Source organism: Proteus sp. PR00224 (assembly GCF_016238105.1).
Taxonomy (GTDB): Bacteria; Pseudomonadota; Gammaproteobacteria; order Enterobacterales; family Enterobacteriaceae; genus Proteus.
Genome location: NZ_JAEHQU010000002.1, coordinates 581,498 through 598,570, shown reverse-complemented (window position 1 = coordinate 598,570; position 17,073 = coordinate 581,498). Strand labels below are relative to the sequence as shown.

Annotated in this window: 15 protein-coding genes; 14 read left to right on the top strand and 1 reads right to left on the bottom strand. The window is 39.0% G+C overall.

Annotated features, from left to right (window positions below; translation table 11 throughout):
- The first annotated feature begins 72 nt into the window (after positions 1-72).
- The 14 genes from cysG to JEP71_RS05905 all read left to right on the top strand — a co-directional run bounded on the left by cysG (position 73) and on the right by JEP71_RS05905 (position 14,282).
- Positions 73-1,494, top strand: coding sequence for a siroheme synthase CysG (gene cysG / locus JEP71_RS05970; RefSeq protein ID WP_198620879.1), 1,422 nt, complete (start codon positions 73-75; stop codon positions 1,492-1,494).
- A gap of 12 nt (positions 1,495-1,506) precedes the next feature.
- On the top strand, positions 1,507-2,415 hold the full coding sequence (gene cysD, locus JEP71_RS05965) for a sulfate adenylyltransferase subunit CysD (protein ID WP_198625912.1): 909 nt from the start codon (positions 1,507-1,509) through the stop codon (positions 2,413-2,415).
- An 11-nt stretch (positions 2,416-2,426) separates the two neighbouring features.
- On the top strand, positions 2,427-3,878 hold the full coding sequence (cysN, locus tag JEP71_RS05960; RefSeq protein WP_198625911.1) for a sulfate adenylyltransferase subunit CysN: 1,452 nt from the start codon (positions 2,427-2,429) through the stop codon (positions 3,876-3,878).
- Complete coding sequence (cysC, locus tag JEP71_RS05955) at positions 3,878-4,498, top strand: adenylyl-sulfate kinase (protein ID WP_198620876.1); 621 nt, start codon at positions 3,878-3,880, stop codon at positions 4,496-4,498. Before cysN ends, cysC begins: the two co-directional genes overlap by 1 nt.
- 282 nt (positions 4,499-4,780) lie before the next feature.
- Complete coding sequence (gene ftsB, locus JEP71_RS05950; protein WP_196533953.1) at positions 4,781-5,071, top strand: cell division protein FtsB; 291 nt, start codon at positions 4,781-4,783, stop codon at positions 5,069-5,071.
- 39 nt (positions 5,072-5,110) lie between these two features.
- The gene (gene ispD, locus JEP71_RS05945; RefSeq protein WP_198625910.1) at positions 5,111-5,857 is read left to right on the top strand and encodes a 2-C-methyl-D-erythritol 4-phosphate cytidylyltransferase; all 747 of its coding nucleotides are present in this window, start codon (positions 5,111-5,113) and stop codon (positions 5,855-5,857) included.
- 4 nt (positions 5,858-5,861) lie between these two features.
- A complete protein-coding gene (ispF, locus tag JEP71_RS05940; RefSeq protein ID WP_023582677.1) occupies positions 5,862-6,347 on the top strand; it encodes a 2-C-methyl-D-erythritol 2,4-cyclodiphosphate synthase in 486 nt (161 codons plus the stop codon).
- Positions 6,344-7,396 (top strand): tRNA pseudouridine(13) synthase TruD, encoded by a 1,053-nt coding sequence (gene truD / locus JEP71_RS05935; protein ID WP_198620875.1) that lies wholly within the window; start codon positions 6,344-6,346, stop codon positions 7,394-7,396. The genes ispF and truD overlap by 4 nt, the downstream gene beginning before the upstream one ends.
- Positions 7,374-8,138, top strand: a complete 765-nt coding sequence (gene surE, locus JEP71_RS05930) for a 5'/3'-nucleotidase SurE (protein ID WP_198625909.1) — start codon at positions 7,374-7,376, stop codon at positions 8,136-8,138. The genes truD and surE overlap by 23 nt, the downstream gene beginning before the upstream one ends.
- Positions 8,132-8,758: a protein-L-isoaspartate(D-aspartate) O-methyltransferase gene (locus JEP71_RS05925; protein WP_075673789.1), complete on the top strand. Its 627-nt coding sequence runs from the start codon at positions 8,132-8,134 to the stop codon at positions 8,756-8,758. The genes surE and JEP71_RS05925 overlap by 7 nt, the downstream gene beginning before the upstream one ends.
- Positions 8,759-8,911: 153 nt before the next feature.
- On the top strand, positions 8,912-10,030 hold the full coding sequence (gene nlpD / locus JEP71_RS05920) for a murein hydrolase activator NlpD (RefSeq protein WP_198620874.1): 1,119 nt from the start codon (positions 8,912-8,914) through the stop codon (positions 10,028-10,030).
- Positions 10,031-10,717: 687 nt separating this feature from the next.
- Positions 10,718-11,701, top strand: a complete 984-nt coding sequence (gene rpoS, locus JEP71_RS05915; protein ID WP_023582671.1) for an RNA polymerase sigma factor RpoS — start codon at positions 10,718-10,720, stop codon at positions 11,699-11,701.
- Between the two features lie 170 nt (positions 11,702-11,871).
- Positions 11,872-13,131, top strand: a complete 1,260-nt coding sequence (locus JEP71_RS05910; protein ID WP_198625908.1) for a hypothetical protein — start codon at positions 11,872-11,874, stop codon at positions 13,129-13,131.
- Complete coding sequence (locus JEP71_RS05905; protein ID WP_198625907.1) at positions 13,128-14,282, top strand: hypothetical protein; 1,155 nt, start codon at positions 13,128-13,130, stop codon at positions 14,280-14,282. The genes JEP71_RS05910 and JEP71_RS05905 overlap by 4 nt, the downstream gene beginning before the upstream one ends.
- Before the next feature lie 115 nt (positions 14,283-14,397).
- On the opposite strand, the gene mutS is transcribed toward JEP71_RS05905, so the two are convergent.
- The gene (mutS, locus tag JEP71_RS05900) at positions 14,398-16,962 is read right to left on the bottom strand and encodes a DNA mismatch repair protein MutS (protein ID WP_198620871.1); all 2,565 of its coding nucleotides are present in this window, start codon (positions 16,960-16,962) and stop codon (positions 14,398-14,400) included.
- Between the last annotated feature and the right edge of the window lie 111 nt (positions 16,963-17,073).

The following is a 17,073-nucleotide window of genomic DNA, read 5'->3' as shown; positions in this document are numbered from 1 at the left end:
TCATTTCATAACCCTTAAAGCACCTTTTATAGTCGTTAGTTATAAAGTGAACAACGAAGGTGAAATGCGCGTATGGATTACCTACCCTTATTTGTGGAATTAAAAGAACGCCCAGTGTTATTGGTTGGTGGTGGTCATGTTGCTGCGCGTAAAGCTTTGCTGTTATTAAGAGCAGGCGCTCGCTTAAGAGTGATTGCACCTCAGTTGTGTGATGAATTACATCTTGCTTATCAGCAAGAAAAAATTGAATGGGTATCAGCCAAATATCAATCTGAATATCTATTAGGAATGATGCTTGTGATTGTGGCAACTGATGACAGTGTGCTTAATCAGCAAGTTTATCTTGATGCACAAGCACGGCATATTTTTGTCAATGTTGTGGATTCACAACCTCAATGCTCATTTATCTTTCCCGCCATTATCGATAGAAACCCCATTTTGATTGCGATTTCATCGGCAGGAAAAGCCCCTGTTTTAGTGCGAATGATACGTGAAAAATTAGAAGCTTTATTACCAAACTCATTAGGCACAATGGCAACAATTGCTGGAAAATGGCGCAATAAAGTGAAACAGCAATTAGGCTCGTTTCAAGCGCGTTGCCGTTTTTGGGAGCAAGCGTTTAGTGGCAAATTTGCCGCTTTAGTGGCAAGTGATCAACTGGCACAAGCAGAAGCCTTGCTTGCACAACAATTGAAACAAAAAGAGATCCAACAAGGTGAACTAGCATTAGTTGGGGCAGGGCCCGGTGACGCAGGATTATTAACACTGCGCGGCTTACAGGTTATTCAACAAGCCGAAGTTGTGCTCTATGACAGTTTAGTGAGTCCAGAGGTTTTAGAGCTTGTTCGTCGTGACGCTGACACTATTTGTGTAGGTAAAAGAGCGGGGCACCATAGTGTTTCTCAAGAAGAAACCAATGCGCTGATCGTGAAACATGCGCAACTTGGTAAACGTGTTGTCCGATTAAAAGGGGGCGATCCCTTTATTTTTGGACGAGGTGGCGAAGAACTAGAGGTTGCAGTACAACATGGCATTTCATTCCAAGTTATTCCTGGGGTTACTGCGGCAAGTGGCGCAAGTGCATACGCTGGTATTCCATTAACGCATCGTCAATACGCACAAACTGTCACCTTTATGACAGGACATTGTAAACCCGACGGAATAGAGCCTGATTGGGCTTCATTAGCGCAGGCGAACCATACGCTAGCAATTTATATGGGAACAACAAAAGCCGAGCTTATTAGCCAGCGTTTAATCAAACTCGGGCGTTCTCCATTAACACCTATTGCGGTGATTAGTTGTGGTACACGTCGTGATCAGCAAGTTTTCACGGGAAATCTAACACAATTAGCGCAGTTAGCCGAAAACGCACCAATGCCCGCTTTATTAATTGTAGGGGAAGTCGCGGCACTACATCACCAACTTGCGTGGTTTGGCGATAGACAATCCCAATCAACATCATCAATCCATTCACCTTTGGTTCATTTTGCCTAAAACGAGGTTGTTATGAATGAAACACAATTAACACATCTTCAGCAATTAGAAGCAGAAAGCATTTATATTCTGCGTGAAGTTGTCGCTGAATTTGAAAATCCCGTCATGCTTTATTCAATAGGCAAAGATTCCTCGGTGATGTTGCATTTAGCTCGCAAGGCGTTTTATCCCGCGAAATTACCTTTTCCTTTATTGCATGTTGATACAGGCTGGAAATTTCGAGAAATGTATGAGTTTCGAGATAAAACGGCTAAAGAATATGGCTTTGAGCTTAACGTTTATCGCAATCCGCAAGGTGCAGAATTTGGGATCAATCCATTTATTCATGGTAGTGCAAAACACACGGATATCATGAAAACAGAAGGACTAAAGCAAGCCTTAGACAAATATGGTTTTGATGCGGCATTTGGTGGTGCGCGCCGTGATGAAGAAAAATCACGCGCCAAAGAGCGTATTTATTCATTTAGAGATAGAAAGCATCGCTGGGATCCGAAAAACCAACGACCTGAATTATGGAAAAACTATAACGGACAGATTAATAAAGGTGAAAGTATTCGTGTATTTCCACTCTCTAACTGGACAGAACTCGATATTTGGCAATATATCTATTTAGAGAATATCGATATTGTTCCTCTCTATTTTGCCAAAAATAGACCCGTTATTGAACGTGATGGCACCTTAATTATGGTAGATGACGACAGAATTGATCTAAAACCGGGTGAAGTGATCACACAGCAACAAGTGAGATTTAGAACGCTGGGATGCTGGCCATTAACGGGTGCTATTCCTTCACAAGCAGAAACGTTACCCGCCATTATTGAAGAAATGCTGATTTCCACCAGCAGCGAACGACAAGGGCGTTTAATTGACAGTGATCAGTCGGCCTCAATGGAACTGAAAAAGCGCCAAGGTTATTTTTAATCGGAGGAAATATGGGACTTTTAGCCATAAAAACGAATCAACTTGTCGCGGGTGAAATCGCACAACAAGGCGGTGTAGATCGCTATCTTAAGGCTCAACAGAATAAAGGATTACTGCGATTTCTAACCTGTGGAAATGTTGATGATGGAAAAAGTACATTAATAGGACGTTTACTTCATGACACAAGGCAGATCTACGAAGATCAGCTTTCTACATTACAAAATGAAAGTAAAAAGATCGGTACTCAAGGTGAAAAGCTCGATCTTGCTTTGCTGGTGGATGGATTAGCCGCAGAAAGAGAGCAGGGGATCACGATTGATGTTGCTTACCGCTATTTTTCAACGTCAAAACGTAAGTTTATTATTGCTGATACGCCTGGGCATGCTCAATATACTCGCAATATGGCGACAGGAGCATCAACAAGTTCACTTTCTATTCTGTTGATCGATGCTCGAAAAGGCGTACAAGAACAAACACGGCGACACAGTTTTATCAGCACACTCCTTGGGATCCGTCATTTAATCGTAGCGATCAATAAAATGGATCTGGTGGATTATCAGCAAGCGACCTTTGATTCGATCCTGCAAGATTATCTTAAATTTGCCGATCAACTCCCAACAGATCTTACTATTGAATTTGTCCCTATTTCCGCCCTTGATGGTGACAATGTGGTTTCTCCCTCATTGAATATGCCTTGGTATCAAGGAAAAACGCTACTTTCATTATTAGAGGATGCACCAGTTAAATTAGGTTCAGATCCGCAAGCATTGCGTTTTCCTGTGCAATATGTGAATCGTCCAGATTTAGATTTTAGAGGATACAGCGGTACAGTGTCTTCAGGTGTGCTTTATCAAGGGCAAAAAATCAAAGTATTACCTTCAGAAAAACATACAACGATTACACGTATTGTCACTTTTGATGGTGATTTAACGCAAGCTAAAGCAGGGCAAGCAATCACATTGGTTCTGGCAGATGAAATTGATATTAGTCGAGGGGATATTATCGTTGATGATAACGATACAACCGCCAATATTAGCACTCATGCGTTAATTGACGTGGTGTGGATGTCAGAGCAGCCTTTAGTGCAAGGTCATACTCTGGATATCAAAATTGCAGGTAAAAAAAGCCGCGCCAAAATAGAAAATATTCATTATCAAGTGGATGTAAATAAACTCACCCAACAAGTCACAGATAACTTAAGTTTAAATGCGATTGGTAGTGTTGAAGTCTCATTTGAAGAGCCTCTGGTGCTGGATAACTATCAAGTTAATGCTGATACTGGAGGATTAATACTGATTGATCGACTAAGCAATGTCACCGTAGGCGCTGGACTTATTCGAGAAACGAGAGATAACGCGATACAAACTATGACGCAATATGATGCTTTTGAAGTCGAGTTAAATCAGCTTATCCGTCGCCACTTTCCCCATTGGGGCGCAAGAGATCTTCTTGGAGGAAAATAGTGGTGATAAGCAACGATATTGTTTGGCATCCTCATAAAATTGGATTAAATGAACGCGAATCACAACAAGCACACAAAGGATGTGTGCTTTGGTTTACAGGGTTATCTGGTTCAGGTAAATCCACACTTGCCGATGCGTTAGAGCAAGCACTTTATCAATATTCACAAAAGCATTCGCCTATTCATAGCTATTTATTAGATGGGGATAACTTACGCCATGGTTTATGTTGTGATCTTGGGTTTAGTGCCGAAGATAGGCATGAGAATATTCGCCGTGTGGGGGAAGTGGCTAAATTGATGGTCGATGCGGGACTTATTGTCTTAACCGCTTTTATTTCTCCTTACCAAAAAGACAGACAACAAGTGAGAGATCGCTTTGAGCAAGGAAGATTTATTGAGATCTTTGTTGATACACCTCTTTCTATTTGTGAAGCCCGTGATCCGAAAGGGCTTTATCAAAAAGCAAGACGTGGAGAGATAAAACAATTTTCAGGTATAGATTCGCCTTATGAACAGCCCATTGATCCTGAATTACATTTAGACGGCACACTTTCTATAAGTGAACTAATCCAACAAATCCTCGCTTACCTACAGCAAAATCAAATCTATCGTGAGTTTTAGGACGACATTACATTATCTCTACACAAACACCCTATAAAAGGAGGGGATGTGTAGAGATATTATGGCTATTTAAGATTTTCAACCACGCATACATTTACTGATGAATTCAGTGTATAGATCCTTATCTTAATAAGAAAAAATCACACCTTAGTCTGAATTTTATAGAAGTTACCCACGTTTATAGTGAGGAAAATAGGAATAATAATGTAATATATTCCAGCACTTTTGTGGCGTCTGTTGTTGAGTTGTGGGATGATTAGCCCATTAATCTTGGGGGTGGTAATGGGGAAATTAACAGTCTTACTTCTGATTTTACTTGGTTGGCTACAATATTCATTGTGGTTAGGTAAAAATGGTATCCATGATTACAACAAAGTAAGTCAAGAAGTTGAATCTGCATTGGCGCAAAATACGCAGTTAAAAGAGCGTAATGATCGTCTATTTGCAGAGATTGATGACCTCAATGGCGGGCAAGAAGCGTTAGAAGAACGTGCTCGTAGTGAATTAGGAATGATAAAGCCTAATGAGACATTTTTCCGTATTGTGAGCGATAAATCTCAACCACGTCGTTAATTTATTGAATTAATAGTGTGCCCTGATACAAATATCATAATGAATATAACAAACTCAACTATTCCTATTGTTGCCGTTATTCCAGCGGCTGGTATTGGAAGTCGAATGCAATCAGTCTGCCCAAAACAATATTTGAAAATTGGCGGATTGACTATTCTTGAACATACCATTAATGCTTTATTAAAACATCCACGTATAACGCAAATTATCGTGGCGATCAGCCCTAATGACAGCTATTTTCACACTTTACCTTTAGCGCAAGATGAAAGAATAATTACGGTTAATGGTGGTGGTGAACGCGCTGACTCTGTATTGTCAGGTTTAGAGTATGTCACTCAACATTTTTCTGAAAATACATGGGCGTTAGTTCATGATGCAGCAAGACCTTGCCTGCATTTTGGCGATCTTGACCATCTTATTAAACTCATTGATGAAAACGTTATGGATCCACAATTTTGTGGTGGCATTCTTGCGACACCTGTTCGCGATACAATGAAACGTAGTCATCAACAAGATAACCATATTGAACAAACAGTAGAAAGAACAACCCTATGGCATGCTTTAACGCCACAATTCTTTCCTGCATTGTTATTAAAACAAAATATAGAAAATGCACTCTCAAAAAAAGCAACGATCACTGATGAAGCCTCAGCGATGGAGTTTGCTGGATATGAACCTTTATTAGTTAAAGGTCGTGCAGATAATATTAAAGTTACTCAGCCAGAAGATTTAGCGCTTGCAGAGTTTTTCCTCTCACGCCAAATCACCAGTATAAGGAATACATAATAAAATGAGAATTGGACACGGTTACGACGTACATAAATTTGGCGGTGAAGGTCCTATTATTATTGGCGGCGTCAGAGTTCCTTATGAACAAGGGCTGTTAGCTCACTCTGACGGCGATGTAGTATTACATGCAGTTACAGATGCTATTTTAGGCGCAGTGGCAATGGGTGACATTGGCACATTGTTTCCTGATACCGACCCTGCATACAAAGGTGCAGATAGCCGTGTACTCCTTCGTGAAGCCTTCTCACGCGTAAGAGCAAAAGGTTACCGAATTGGTAATTTAGATGTCACGATTATTGCTCAGGCACCAAAAATGCTACCTCATACACCACAAATGCGCGTCAATATCGCTGAAGATCTTCATTGCCATGTTGATGATATCAATGTGAAAGCGACCACAACAGAAAAGCTTGGATTTGTTGGTAGAAAAGAAGGCATTGCCTGTGAAGCCGTTGTTTTACTAATGAAAGAGTCATTACCTGAATGAGTGATTTACCCGAACTCCATTGGTTACATGGAAAACCACAAGCAACAGGTTTATTAAAGTCAATCCCTGAAGATTTTATTGTCTGTGAAGATCTTGGCTTCACCCTTGATGGGGAAGGCGAGCATGTCATGGTGAAAATCAGAAAAACAGGTTGTAATACGGCTTTTGTTGCTGAAAAATTAGCAAAATTTGTTGGTATCCATCCTCGTGATGCCAGTTACGCTGGTCTAAAAGATAGAAATGCAGTGACTGAACAATGGTTTTGTCTGCGAATGCCGGGTAAAGAGATGCCCGATTTTAGTCAGCTTGTTTTAGAAGGTTGTGAAATTCTAGAAACGACTCGCCAACAACGTAAATTACGTATAGGAACGCTAAAAGGTAATCACTTTACATTGGTGTTACGAGAAATTTCTGATCGCGATTTTGTTGATACTCGATTAGTGCAAATAAAAGCAAAAGGTATTCCTAACTACTTTGGTGCTCAACGATTCGGTCGTAATGGTGATAATTTACGACAAGCCATGCGTTGGGCAACGGACGAAATCCGCGTAAAAGAACGAGGAAAACGTAGCTTTTATCTCTCAGCAGCTCGTAGTGCGATGTTTAATCATATTGTCAGCACAAGATTGGAATATGATTTATATTCAAAAGTGATACTCGGTGATGCAATGCAGCTTCATGGAAGAGGTAGCTGGTTTGTTGTTGATGAAGCAGAATTGGCTCAAACACAAACTCGTTATGAAGAGCATGATGTTCATATTACGGCACCTTTGCCGGGTAAAGGTGATTTAGGTACACAATCACAAGCATTGGATTTTGAAACTGAAAATCTGGCAGAATATGAAGCCTTCTGGTCACTCGCTCGACAAGAACGCGTTGATAATACAAGACGTGCTATCAATGTATTACCAGAAAATATGTCATGGAATTGGGTAGACGACACCACTGTTTCTCTGTCATTTTTTTTACCCGCAGGAAGCTTTGCAACTAGCGTTGTACGTGAATTAATTTTATTAGGGAATGATGATGCTGAAAATATTGGTGAGTAATGACGATGGTGTGATGGCTAAGGGGATACAGACTCTCGCTAAAGCATTGCGCCAGCGTTATGATGTACAAATTGTTGCACCTGATCGTAATCGTAGTGCTGCATCTAATTCTTTAACAATTGACAGACCTCTACGTAAGCAAGAGCTTGAGAATGGGGATATTGCGATTGTTGAGGGAACACCGACAGATTGCGTTTATCTTGGTGTAAACCATTTAGTACGTCCTCGCCCTGATATTGTGGTTTCTGGTATTAATCATGGTCCTAATTTGGGTGATGATGTTATTTATTCAGGTACTGTTGCAGCGGCAACAGAAGGGCGTTTTTTAGGTTTACCTGCCATTGCTGTTTCACTTGATGGTGAAACGTACTTTGAGACCGCCGCTCAAGTGACTTGTGAAGTTTTGGCAATGTTACAACAAGTACCGTTAAGAGCGGGAAATATTCTCAATATTAACGTACCTGATATTCCTCTTGATGAAGTAAAAGGTTTTCGTATTACACGTTGTGGTAGTCGTCATGCTTCACAACATGTTTATACACATACTGATCCTCGAGGAAATAGTCTTTATTGGATTGGGCCTCCAGGTGAAAAAAATGATGTAGGCCCTGATACAGATTTTGCTGCTGTTGACGAAGGTTATGTATCGATAACCCCATTACATGTCGATTTAACAGCCTATAAAGCACTTGATTTACTACAAAATTGGTTAAATAAAGCAGAGGTCAAAAAAACATGTTAAGTCGGTCAATGAAAGACTTACTGACAATGTTAAAACAGCATGGCATCAAGGATGAGAGCCTGTTGGAAGCAATGAGTAAAGTACCAAGAGAGCTTTTTATTGATGAAGCGCTTTCTCATAAGGCTTATGAAAATACGGCTTTGCCTATTGGCAATGGGCAAACTATTTCACAGCCTTATATTGTTGCCAAAATGACAACGCTACTGGAATTACAAAGTACCGATTCTGTATTAGAAATTGGTACAGGTTCGGGATATCAAACTGCAGTATTAGCAAATTTAGTTCATCATGTTAGTTCCGTTGAGCGTATAAAGATATTGCAATGGCAAGCTAAACGGCGCTTTAAACATCTTGATTTACATAATATCTCGACACGTCATGGTGATGGATGGGAAGGTTGGTCATCAAAAGCTCCTTTTAATGCCATAATAGTGACAGCGTGTGCAACAGAAGTACCACAACAGTTATTGATGCAGTTAGCCGATGGTGGCAGGATGATCATACCTGTTGGTGAACAACAACAAATACTGAAGTTTATCCGACGTTTAGGTAATGATTTTCACTATCAATCTATAGAAACTGTTAGATTTGTTCCTTTAATCGCAGGTGAGTTAGCATAACTTCCAGATAAATCTGACCGTTTTTTATTACTGCTTTTTAATAGCTTGTCGTAATCTGCACTAATAAATGAAACATTTTCAAAAAATTGCAGTCTTTTTGTTTAACTCGACAAATTGCTAGATGCTAATGCCTTTTTAAAGGGAGAAGGAAGTATGAATTCAGAAAGCCCAATTAAGCATGTCCGCTGGGCAATCATGTGTTCGGTAATTGGATTTGCATTAACAGGCTGTGCAGATACACCTTATCGTCCTGCGCCAATTACCTCTGTAAATGATAGCTCTTCAAATAATACGGTATCAACTGCACCTGTGATGACTAGCAGTAATGCGACACCTATTGAAAGAACTACCCCCTTACAATCGTCACCTCCTCCTTCTATTAAGGTGAACTCCGCTTCGACTAATGGAGGCGTGGTTCAGTCTCAAAGCCAGCCTCGCTCTCAAACGTCAGTTGCGGCTCAAAATGTAAACACTGATGGTTCTGGACGCATTGTGTATAACCGTAACTACGACAGTATTCCAAAAGGAAACTACAACGGTAATACGTACACCGTAAAACGCGGTGATACTATGTTCTATATCGCTTGGATAACTGATAGTGATGTAAAAGAACTAGCATCAATGAATAACATCTCAGAACCTTATAGCTTAAACGTAGGGCAGGTGTTGAATATTGGTAACCGTCAGGTCAACACGGGTACTAATACCAATGTCAATACATCGGTTATTAATCAATCAAGTAGCGCTGGTGTTCAAACGGCACACACTAAACCAACAAACAATGGTGCTATGGGACCATTGATTACTAAACCGGCAACAACACCACCAAAAACAACGACACCGCCACCAACAACGAATACAAATACTACAACTGCTGCAACACCAGCACCAACGGCAGCTTCTGGTAAGTGGATTTGGCCTGCGCAAGGTAATATTATTGAAAGTTACTCAAGTGCGCCTGGTGGCAATAAAGGTATTGATATCGGTGGTACAAAAGGTTCACCAATAGTTGCCACTGCTGCGGGTAAAGTGGTTTATGCAGGTAGCGCATTACGCGGCTACGGTAACCTCGTTATCATTAAGCATAATGACGAATACCTCAGTGCATATGCACATAACGACACCATTTTGGTGCGTGAACAGCAAAATGTGAATGCGGGTCAGCAAATTGCCACAATGGGTAGCTCTGGAACCAGTTCTGTCCGACTACACTTTGAGATCCGCTATAAAGAAAAATCACTCAATCCAATGAGTTATTTACCCAAGAAATAAATAAGTGGTTTTTTACTCGCATAGTGAATAATCCTAAAGTTAAGCCCTCTCCTTTACAAAAAGGAGAGGGCTTTTTCTTATCTGTAATTAATTAAAATATTGAAACAAAATAAATTTTACCTAAGTATAAGTGCTTATTAAAAGATTATTAAAAATGAGAGATCAATATAAAATTATAGATAACGTTAAATTAGACGGTTGATTCTCAACCAATGAATGCGTATGCTAAAAATTGTTATATAAAAAATGAATAAAGATTCGTTGTTATTAAAAGATGGACTATAAAATAACCCCTTGTTTAGGTGGATATTTCCTTTATTAGATTATCTTTTTAATAATAGTACGTAATAAAAATTATTGGATATTATTTTATTATTATGGGTTTTTATTTGTTTTTTTAGATGTAAGTAGTCACAAATAGCGCATCAAATAGAGTAATTTTACGTATAGATAAATGTACGTAAAATATAATAAAAAAACTGTTAATAACCTGCACTCAATAGTTAAGTTATATATTGAATAAAGAAAGAATAAAATTAACAGTAAAATAGATTATGTTATCTTTTATTTTGTAATTCGTTACAAGGGAAAATCAGTAAACCCGTTGTGTCGTGACACAGCGATAAACTGGTAAACAGACTTTAATCATGAGTCGTTTACCTAAATTATCAAGGGTAGGAGCAGCTGATGAGCCAAAGTACGCTAAGAGTAGACGAGTTATATACAGATGAAATTGAAGAGAACATGGAAGAGTTCGATGAAGTTGCTGCAAAAGAGGCAGAAAATGAGTCTGATGCTCAAGACGAAATTGAACTTATTGAAGGAGTCAACCAGCGTGCGCTCGATGCAACTCAGCTTTATTTAGGAGAAATTGGTTATTCTCCGTTGCTGACCGCTGAAGAAGAGGTTTTCTTTGCCCGTAGAGCGCTACGTGGTGATATTCCTTCAAGACAACGAATGATAGAAAGTAACCTACGTTTAGTTGTTAAGATTTCTCGTCGTTATACAAACCGAGGACTTGCTCTTCTTGATCTTATTGAAGAAGGGAATTTAGGTCTTATTCGTGCTGTTGAAAAATTCGATCCTGAAAAAGGTTTTCGTTTTTCAACTTATGCGACATGGTGGATACGTCAAACAATTGAACGTGCCATTATGAACCAGACCCGCACTATCCGCCTTCCCATTCATATCGTTAAAGAGCTGAATGTTTATTTAAGAACGGCAAGAGAATTAGCACATAAACTCGATCATGAGCCTAGTGTTGAAGAAATTGCACAAACATTGGATAAACCAGTTGAAGATGTGAGTAAAATGCTACGTTTAAACGAACGTATTACTTCTGTTGATACCCCTATTGGGGGTGATTCAGATAAAGCATTACTTGATATTATCTCTGACGAAAATGAAGAAGGGCCGGAAGCAACAATTCAAAATAATAACCTCAAGGAAAATATCATAAAGTGGTTATTTGAATTGAATCCTAAGCAACGTGAAGTATTAGCACGTCGTTTCGGGTTATTAGGCTATGAAGCAGAAACTTTAGAAGATGTTGGTAGAGAGATTGGTCTGACAAGAGAAAGGGTTCGTCAAATTCAAGTTGAAGGACTACGTCGACTAAAAGACATTCTACAAAGTCAGGGATTATGTATTGAAGCACTTTTCAAAGCATAGTTAGCCACCCAATTTCTGTTTATAGCTTTAATTGACATATTGTTATTACCAAAGCCGATTAGTGGGTTTGCTAATCGGCTTTTCTTTATCTTGTATTATACGATTCAAAACGATAAAACAAGAGCGCAGTCTTGTACCTCGTCAGCCTGATGAAAGTAATAAAGGAAGATATGAAAGATTATTTTTTAAACGTTAAACTAGAGCGTTGCGATTTTAGCCAAAGTAAAATCTCTCCAAAGGGAATGGTGAGATTAATAGCATCAGGTAAAAACTTTTATCTTAATGAAGCTGATTTTGCTAACTCTCAAGATTTTCTTAAACGATTAAAACAAGGTGATGAGCTTAAAATCTGTGCAGAATTACTGAAAGATGGCAGTTTCTGGGTGCAATGGATTTATCATGATACAAAAGGAAGATTGGAGCCTGAACGAAAATTCACGCTAACAGCAAAACAGAAAAAATGGTTATTGATTGCATTTTTTCTGACCGTGATTGGAGGCTGGTGGAGTTATTTCTCGTTAATTTATTTAGAGCCTAATTTCTTTATCATTATCACAATGATTATTTCATTTGGTGCTGTCATGGCTGGGATCAGTTATATCGGAGAAAAAGTTTATCGCTATTTTCAGCGCACCAGCCCCAAACATAGAAAGAGAATAAAGGCGTTGGATAAAGTCATCGCCAAGCAAGCATTGATAGCTCCAGATGGCGAGCAACTCATTATTACTGGAATAAAATCAGCACCATTACCTTCATTTACCTTGAGTAAAAAGTCGTTTCCTCAAATAAAGCAAAGTAAAGTACAGCGAGTTAGAGGAATAATACAAATTCATAGTATTAATAGACTTCAAATACATTCCCGCAATAGCGAGACTGTAATAATGCAAATATCCTGTCTGATTAATAAACATCCTTTTGTATTAAGTTATAGAGAGCGCTTATTTTATTCTGATCATAATTTGTTTCTTGCTGATGGCGATGATGTTGAATTGTTCTTTTGGCAAGCTGAAGATAAGAACTCAGGGCCTGTTATCTTAGGGGTTTATAATCATACAGATAATGGCGCTTATTCAATTTCAGGACAAATGTATATTGGGCATCAGCGCACATATCGTTTATCGCTGTTAATAACCGCATTAGTCAGTATTTTTGTGTTCTCAATGGTTGCTGGTTTATCTATTTCCGATGTTTATGATAATGGAAATTATTGGGATAAATGGGATTGGTATTCTATTGGTGATGCTTTTTTAGGAATGGGTATTATCTATGGTTTAATCATGAGTGGCTTTGCCTTTTTAATTGCATTGTTTTCAAACCTTTATATTTTGTTTTCAGAAAAAGGTAATAGTAGTTATCAAACCCATTTTTTACTTCAGCAGCAATGTGTTGAGAACAAGCGACCGCTGTATATTACGGAGCTGCGTCAATGAATCCTTTTTTCCGTAAGCCTTTTATCATCATCACAAGCTTATTTATTTTAAGCTTACTGCTCTGTTATGGTGTGCTTTTTCATGGTTTTGCCTCTAAGTGGCAATGGAAAAATGAAAACGCCTCTGAGTTATCTTCATATCCTTATTCTCGTTATGATTGGCGTAAGGTTTTTTATGCTGCTAGTGGGATATTAATTAAGACTGAATCTGATAGTGGGCGATATGACGTAGATATTTATGGTCGACTTCACCGCCAAGATAATCAGAGAAAATATACGCTGTACTTTTCTGACAAAGAAGGCACACGCTTTGTATCACAAGGCCAAGGTAGCTTTTATAACGCTTATTGCGTTCTTGATAAGTGTGTATTATTTACAGAACAGGGGCGTCAAAATATAGATTTAGCAAAGTTTACAGTCGCAGATTTAATGCCTTGGCAAGAGACTAACGCTGGCTATTATCGCTTCCCTTTAGCGCTTATCGGTGGAAAATTACTGTTTTCACAAACAACATCACAATTAGTATTAGTTGATAATAAGACGATACTGACAAGTTTAGATGAAGGTGAAAGCTGGGAATATTCAGTTAATACAGAAGATCTGGTGAAGCAGTATTACGCTGAGGATTTCGGTGAGTTTACACAATTTCATTATGCCCTTTCAGGTGATTCTCTGGTTATTTTTTACAATCATCATTACACAACAAACACGTTAGAAATCACGCTAAATTTAGTGAATAAAGAAGTAACAAAAACACGCTGGCTTCCTTTGCGTGTTAAAGAGGTTGCTCAAAATGATAAAGGTGATATCTATTTTATTGCTCAACATGCTTCTCGTGATCTCTATTCTGTGGTTCAACGTCAAACTGATGGAAATTTAAAAACTTTCTATGAAAGTGGTTATAAATATCTAAATGATTTGATGATAAGTAATGATGATTTGATTTTAAATAAAGGTCGTAACGATGATCAAACTACGCTAGTTTTCTCATTAAAAACAAAAAATTATACTTCTTATGAGAAAATTAATGACGATATGATGTTTAATCCTGCTTTATCTTCATTTATTCGTTTGTTTGATAATTACGGCGACGAAGATACTTTACTATTATTGGGTGAACGACTGAAATATAGCCATGCTTTTATTAAGTAGAGTTGTATTTATCTCTGACTATCTCTGTTTGATAAATTATAAAAAAAACCATAAAAAAGCTCTGTGAAATCAAACAGAGCTTTTTTTATTATCAGTATGTTGTACTGTTTATGGCCTATTTTGCCATCTCTTTTAAACGATAAAGTTGTTCTAATGCTTGTCGTGGTGTTAGGGCATCAGGATCGATTTTATCCAACGCTAATTCAATCTCTGAAGGTTCCGCTTCTGTTAATAACATCAGCTGTGATGTTTCAACATGACCAGAGCCGGAGTTGCCTGATAGCATTTCAAGCTCTTTTAATTTTTGCTTAGCTCGACGGATAACTTCTTTTGGAACACCCGCCAATGCAGCAACAGCTAAACCATAGCTTTTACTTGCCGCACCTTCTTGCACACTGTGCATAAAGGCAATTGTGTCACCATGCTCAACTGCGTCTAAGTGAATGTTTGCAGTACCTTCAAGTTTTTCAGGCAGTGTGGTTAATTCAAAATAGTGGGTTGCAAAGAGTGTCATTGCCTTAATTCGATTTGCTAAGTTTTCAGCACAGGCCCAAGCTAGAGATAGCCCATCATAAGTGGATGTACCTCGACCGATCTCATCCATTAAGACCAAGCTGTTTTCAGTCGCATTATGCAAAATATTAGCTGTTTCGGTCATTTCAACCATAAAGGTAGAGCGACCTGAAGCAAGATCATCAGAAGCACCCACACGCGTAAAGATACGATCGACTGGACCAATTAAAGCTTTTTCAGCAGGGACAAAGCTACCAATATAAGCAAGTAAAGTAATTAATGCAGCTTGGCGCATATAAGTACTTTTCCCTCCCATATTAGGGCCTGTAATTATCAGTAAGCGACGTTGAGGTGATAATTGTAATGGATTTGAAATAAAAGGTTCGCTAAGGACTTGTTCAACAACAGGGTGACGTCCCCCAGTGATCAGAATACCTGTTTTCTCACTCAATTCTGGGCGAGTATAATTTAATGATTCAGCACGTTCTGCAAGGTTAGAGAGAACATCTGTTTCAGCTAAAGCCTCAGCACTACTTTGTAATGCGGCAAGGTGAGGTAATAGCTTTTCAAAAATCTCTTCATAAAGCATTTTTTCGATAGCTAATGCCTTACCTTTAGAGGTTAATACCTTGTCTTCATACTCTTTTAATTCAGGGATGATGTAACGTTCAGCATTTTTCAACGTTTGACGACGAACATAGTGCATAGGCACTAAATTGCTTTGCCCACGACTGACTTGAATGTAATAGCCATGTACACCATTAAAGCCAACTTTAAGTGTATCAATACCCCATTTCTCACGTTCACGAATTTCAAGTTTATCAAGGTAATCACTTGCGCCATCGGCTAATGCGCGCCATTCGTCTAATTCGGCATTATAACCAGAGGCAATAACACCTCCGTCACGTACTAATACAGGTGGTGTTTCAACAATGGCATGTTCAAGTAATTCACATAATTCATCAAACTGGCTAATGCGCTTTTGTAATTCTTTAATGTAAGGCATATCGGCTTGTTCAAGCACTTGATGAATATCGTGATATTGCTGAAATGCATGACGCATACGGGAGAGATCACGAGGACGAGCTGATCGTAACGCTAAACGGGCTAATACGCGTTCTAAATCACCGACTTGGCGTAAAAAAGGCTGTAACTCAAAATAGAGTGGTTGTAATGCACTAATTGCATCTTGGCGTTTGATAAGTTGTTCACGTTGGCGTAATGGCGAATGTATCCAACGTTTTAGCATACGACTGCCCATCGGGGTAACGCAAAGGTCGAGTACAGATGCCAATGTGTTATCAGTGCCCCCTGCTAGATTTTGTGTTAATTCGAGATTACGACGAGTTGCGGCATCTAAAATAATTGAATCTTGAGGGCGTTCCATCGTGATGCTACGGATATGAGGGAGTGCAGTGCGCTGTGTATCTTTCACATATTGTAATAAGCACCCAGCGGCGCAGAGTGCTAAATGTGCATTTTCAACACCAAAACCTGTTAAATCACGAGTACCAAATTGCAGATTCAGTTGTTGTTTTGCTGTTTCTGGTTCAAATTCCCAAATAGGGCGACGGCGTAGACCTTGCTGGCGCTCAATAAGAGCCATTGACTCAAAGGTTTCTGGATAGAGCAATTCGGCTGGGTGGGTGCGTTGTAATTCGGCAATCATGCTTTCACTATCTGGCATTTCAGTAACACGAAAACGACCTGATGTGATATCTAACGTTGCATAGCCAAAAGCACCATTTTTGTCTTGCCAAATTGCGGCTAAAAGGTTGTCTTGACGCTCTTCAAGTAAGGCTTCATCAGTCACTGTACCTGGCGTAACAATACGAATAACTTTGCGCTCAACAGGACCTTTACTTGTTGCAGGATCACCAATTTGTTCACAAATGGCGACAGACTCGCCTAATTGCACCAATTTAGCGAGATAGTTCTCAACGGCGTGATGAGGAACACCAGCCATAGGAATAGGTTGGCCCGCAGACTGACCTCGTTTTGTTAATGAAATATCTAATAAGCGAGAGGCTTTTTTAGCATCATCAAAAAACAGTTCATAAAAGTCACCCATACGATAAAACAGTAAGATTTCAGGATGCTCTGCTTTAAGCTTAAGATACTGCTGCATCATTGGTGTGTGGGAGTCTAAATGTTGAATGTCAGTCATGTTGTTGTCTGTCTTAACGTATTGAATTTTGAGTTATTTGTGAAAATCTGTTGTTACACTGCATTTCGTTCTATTTCACAAGCTTTGCACGATCATATCACAAGGTTTCAG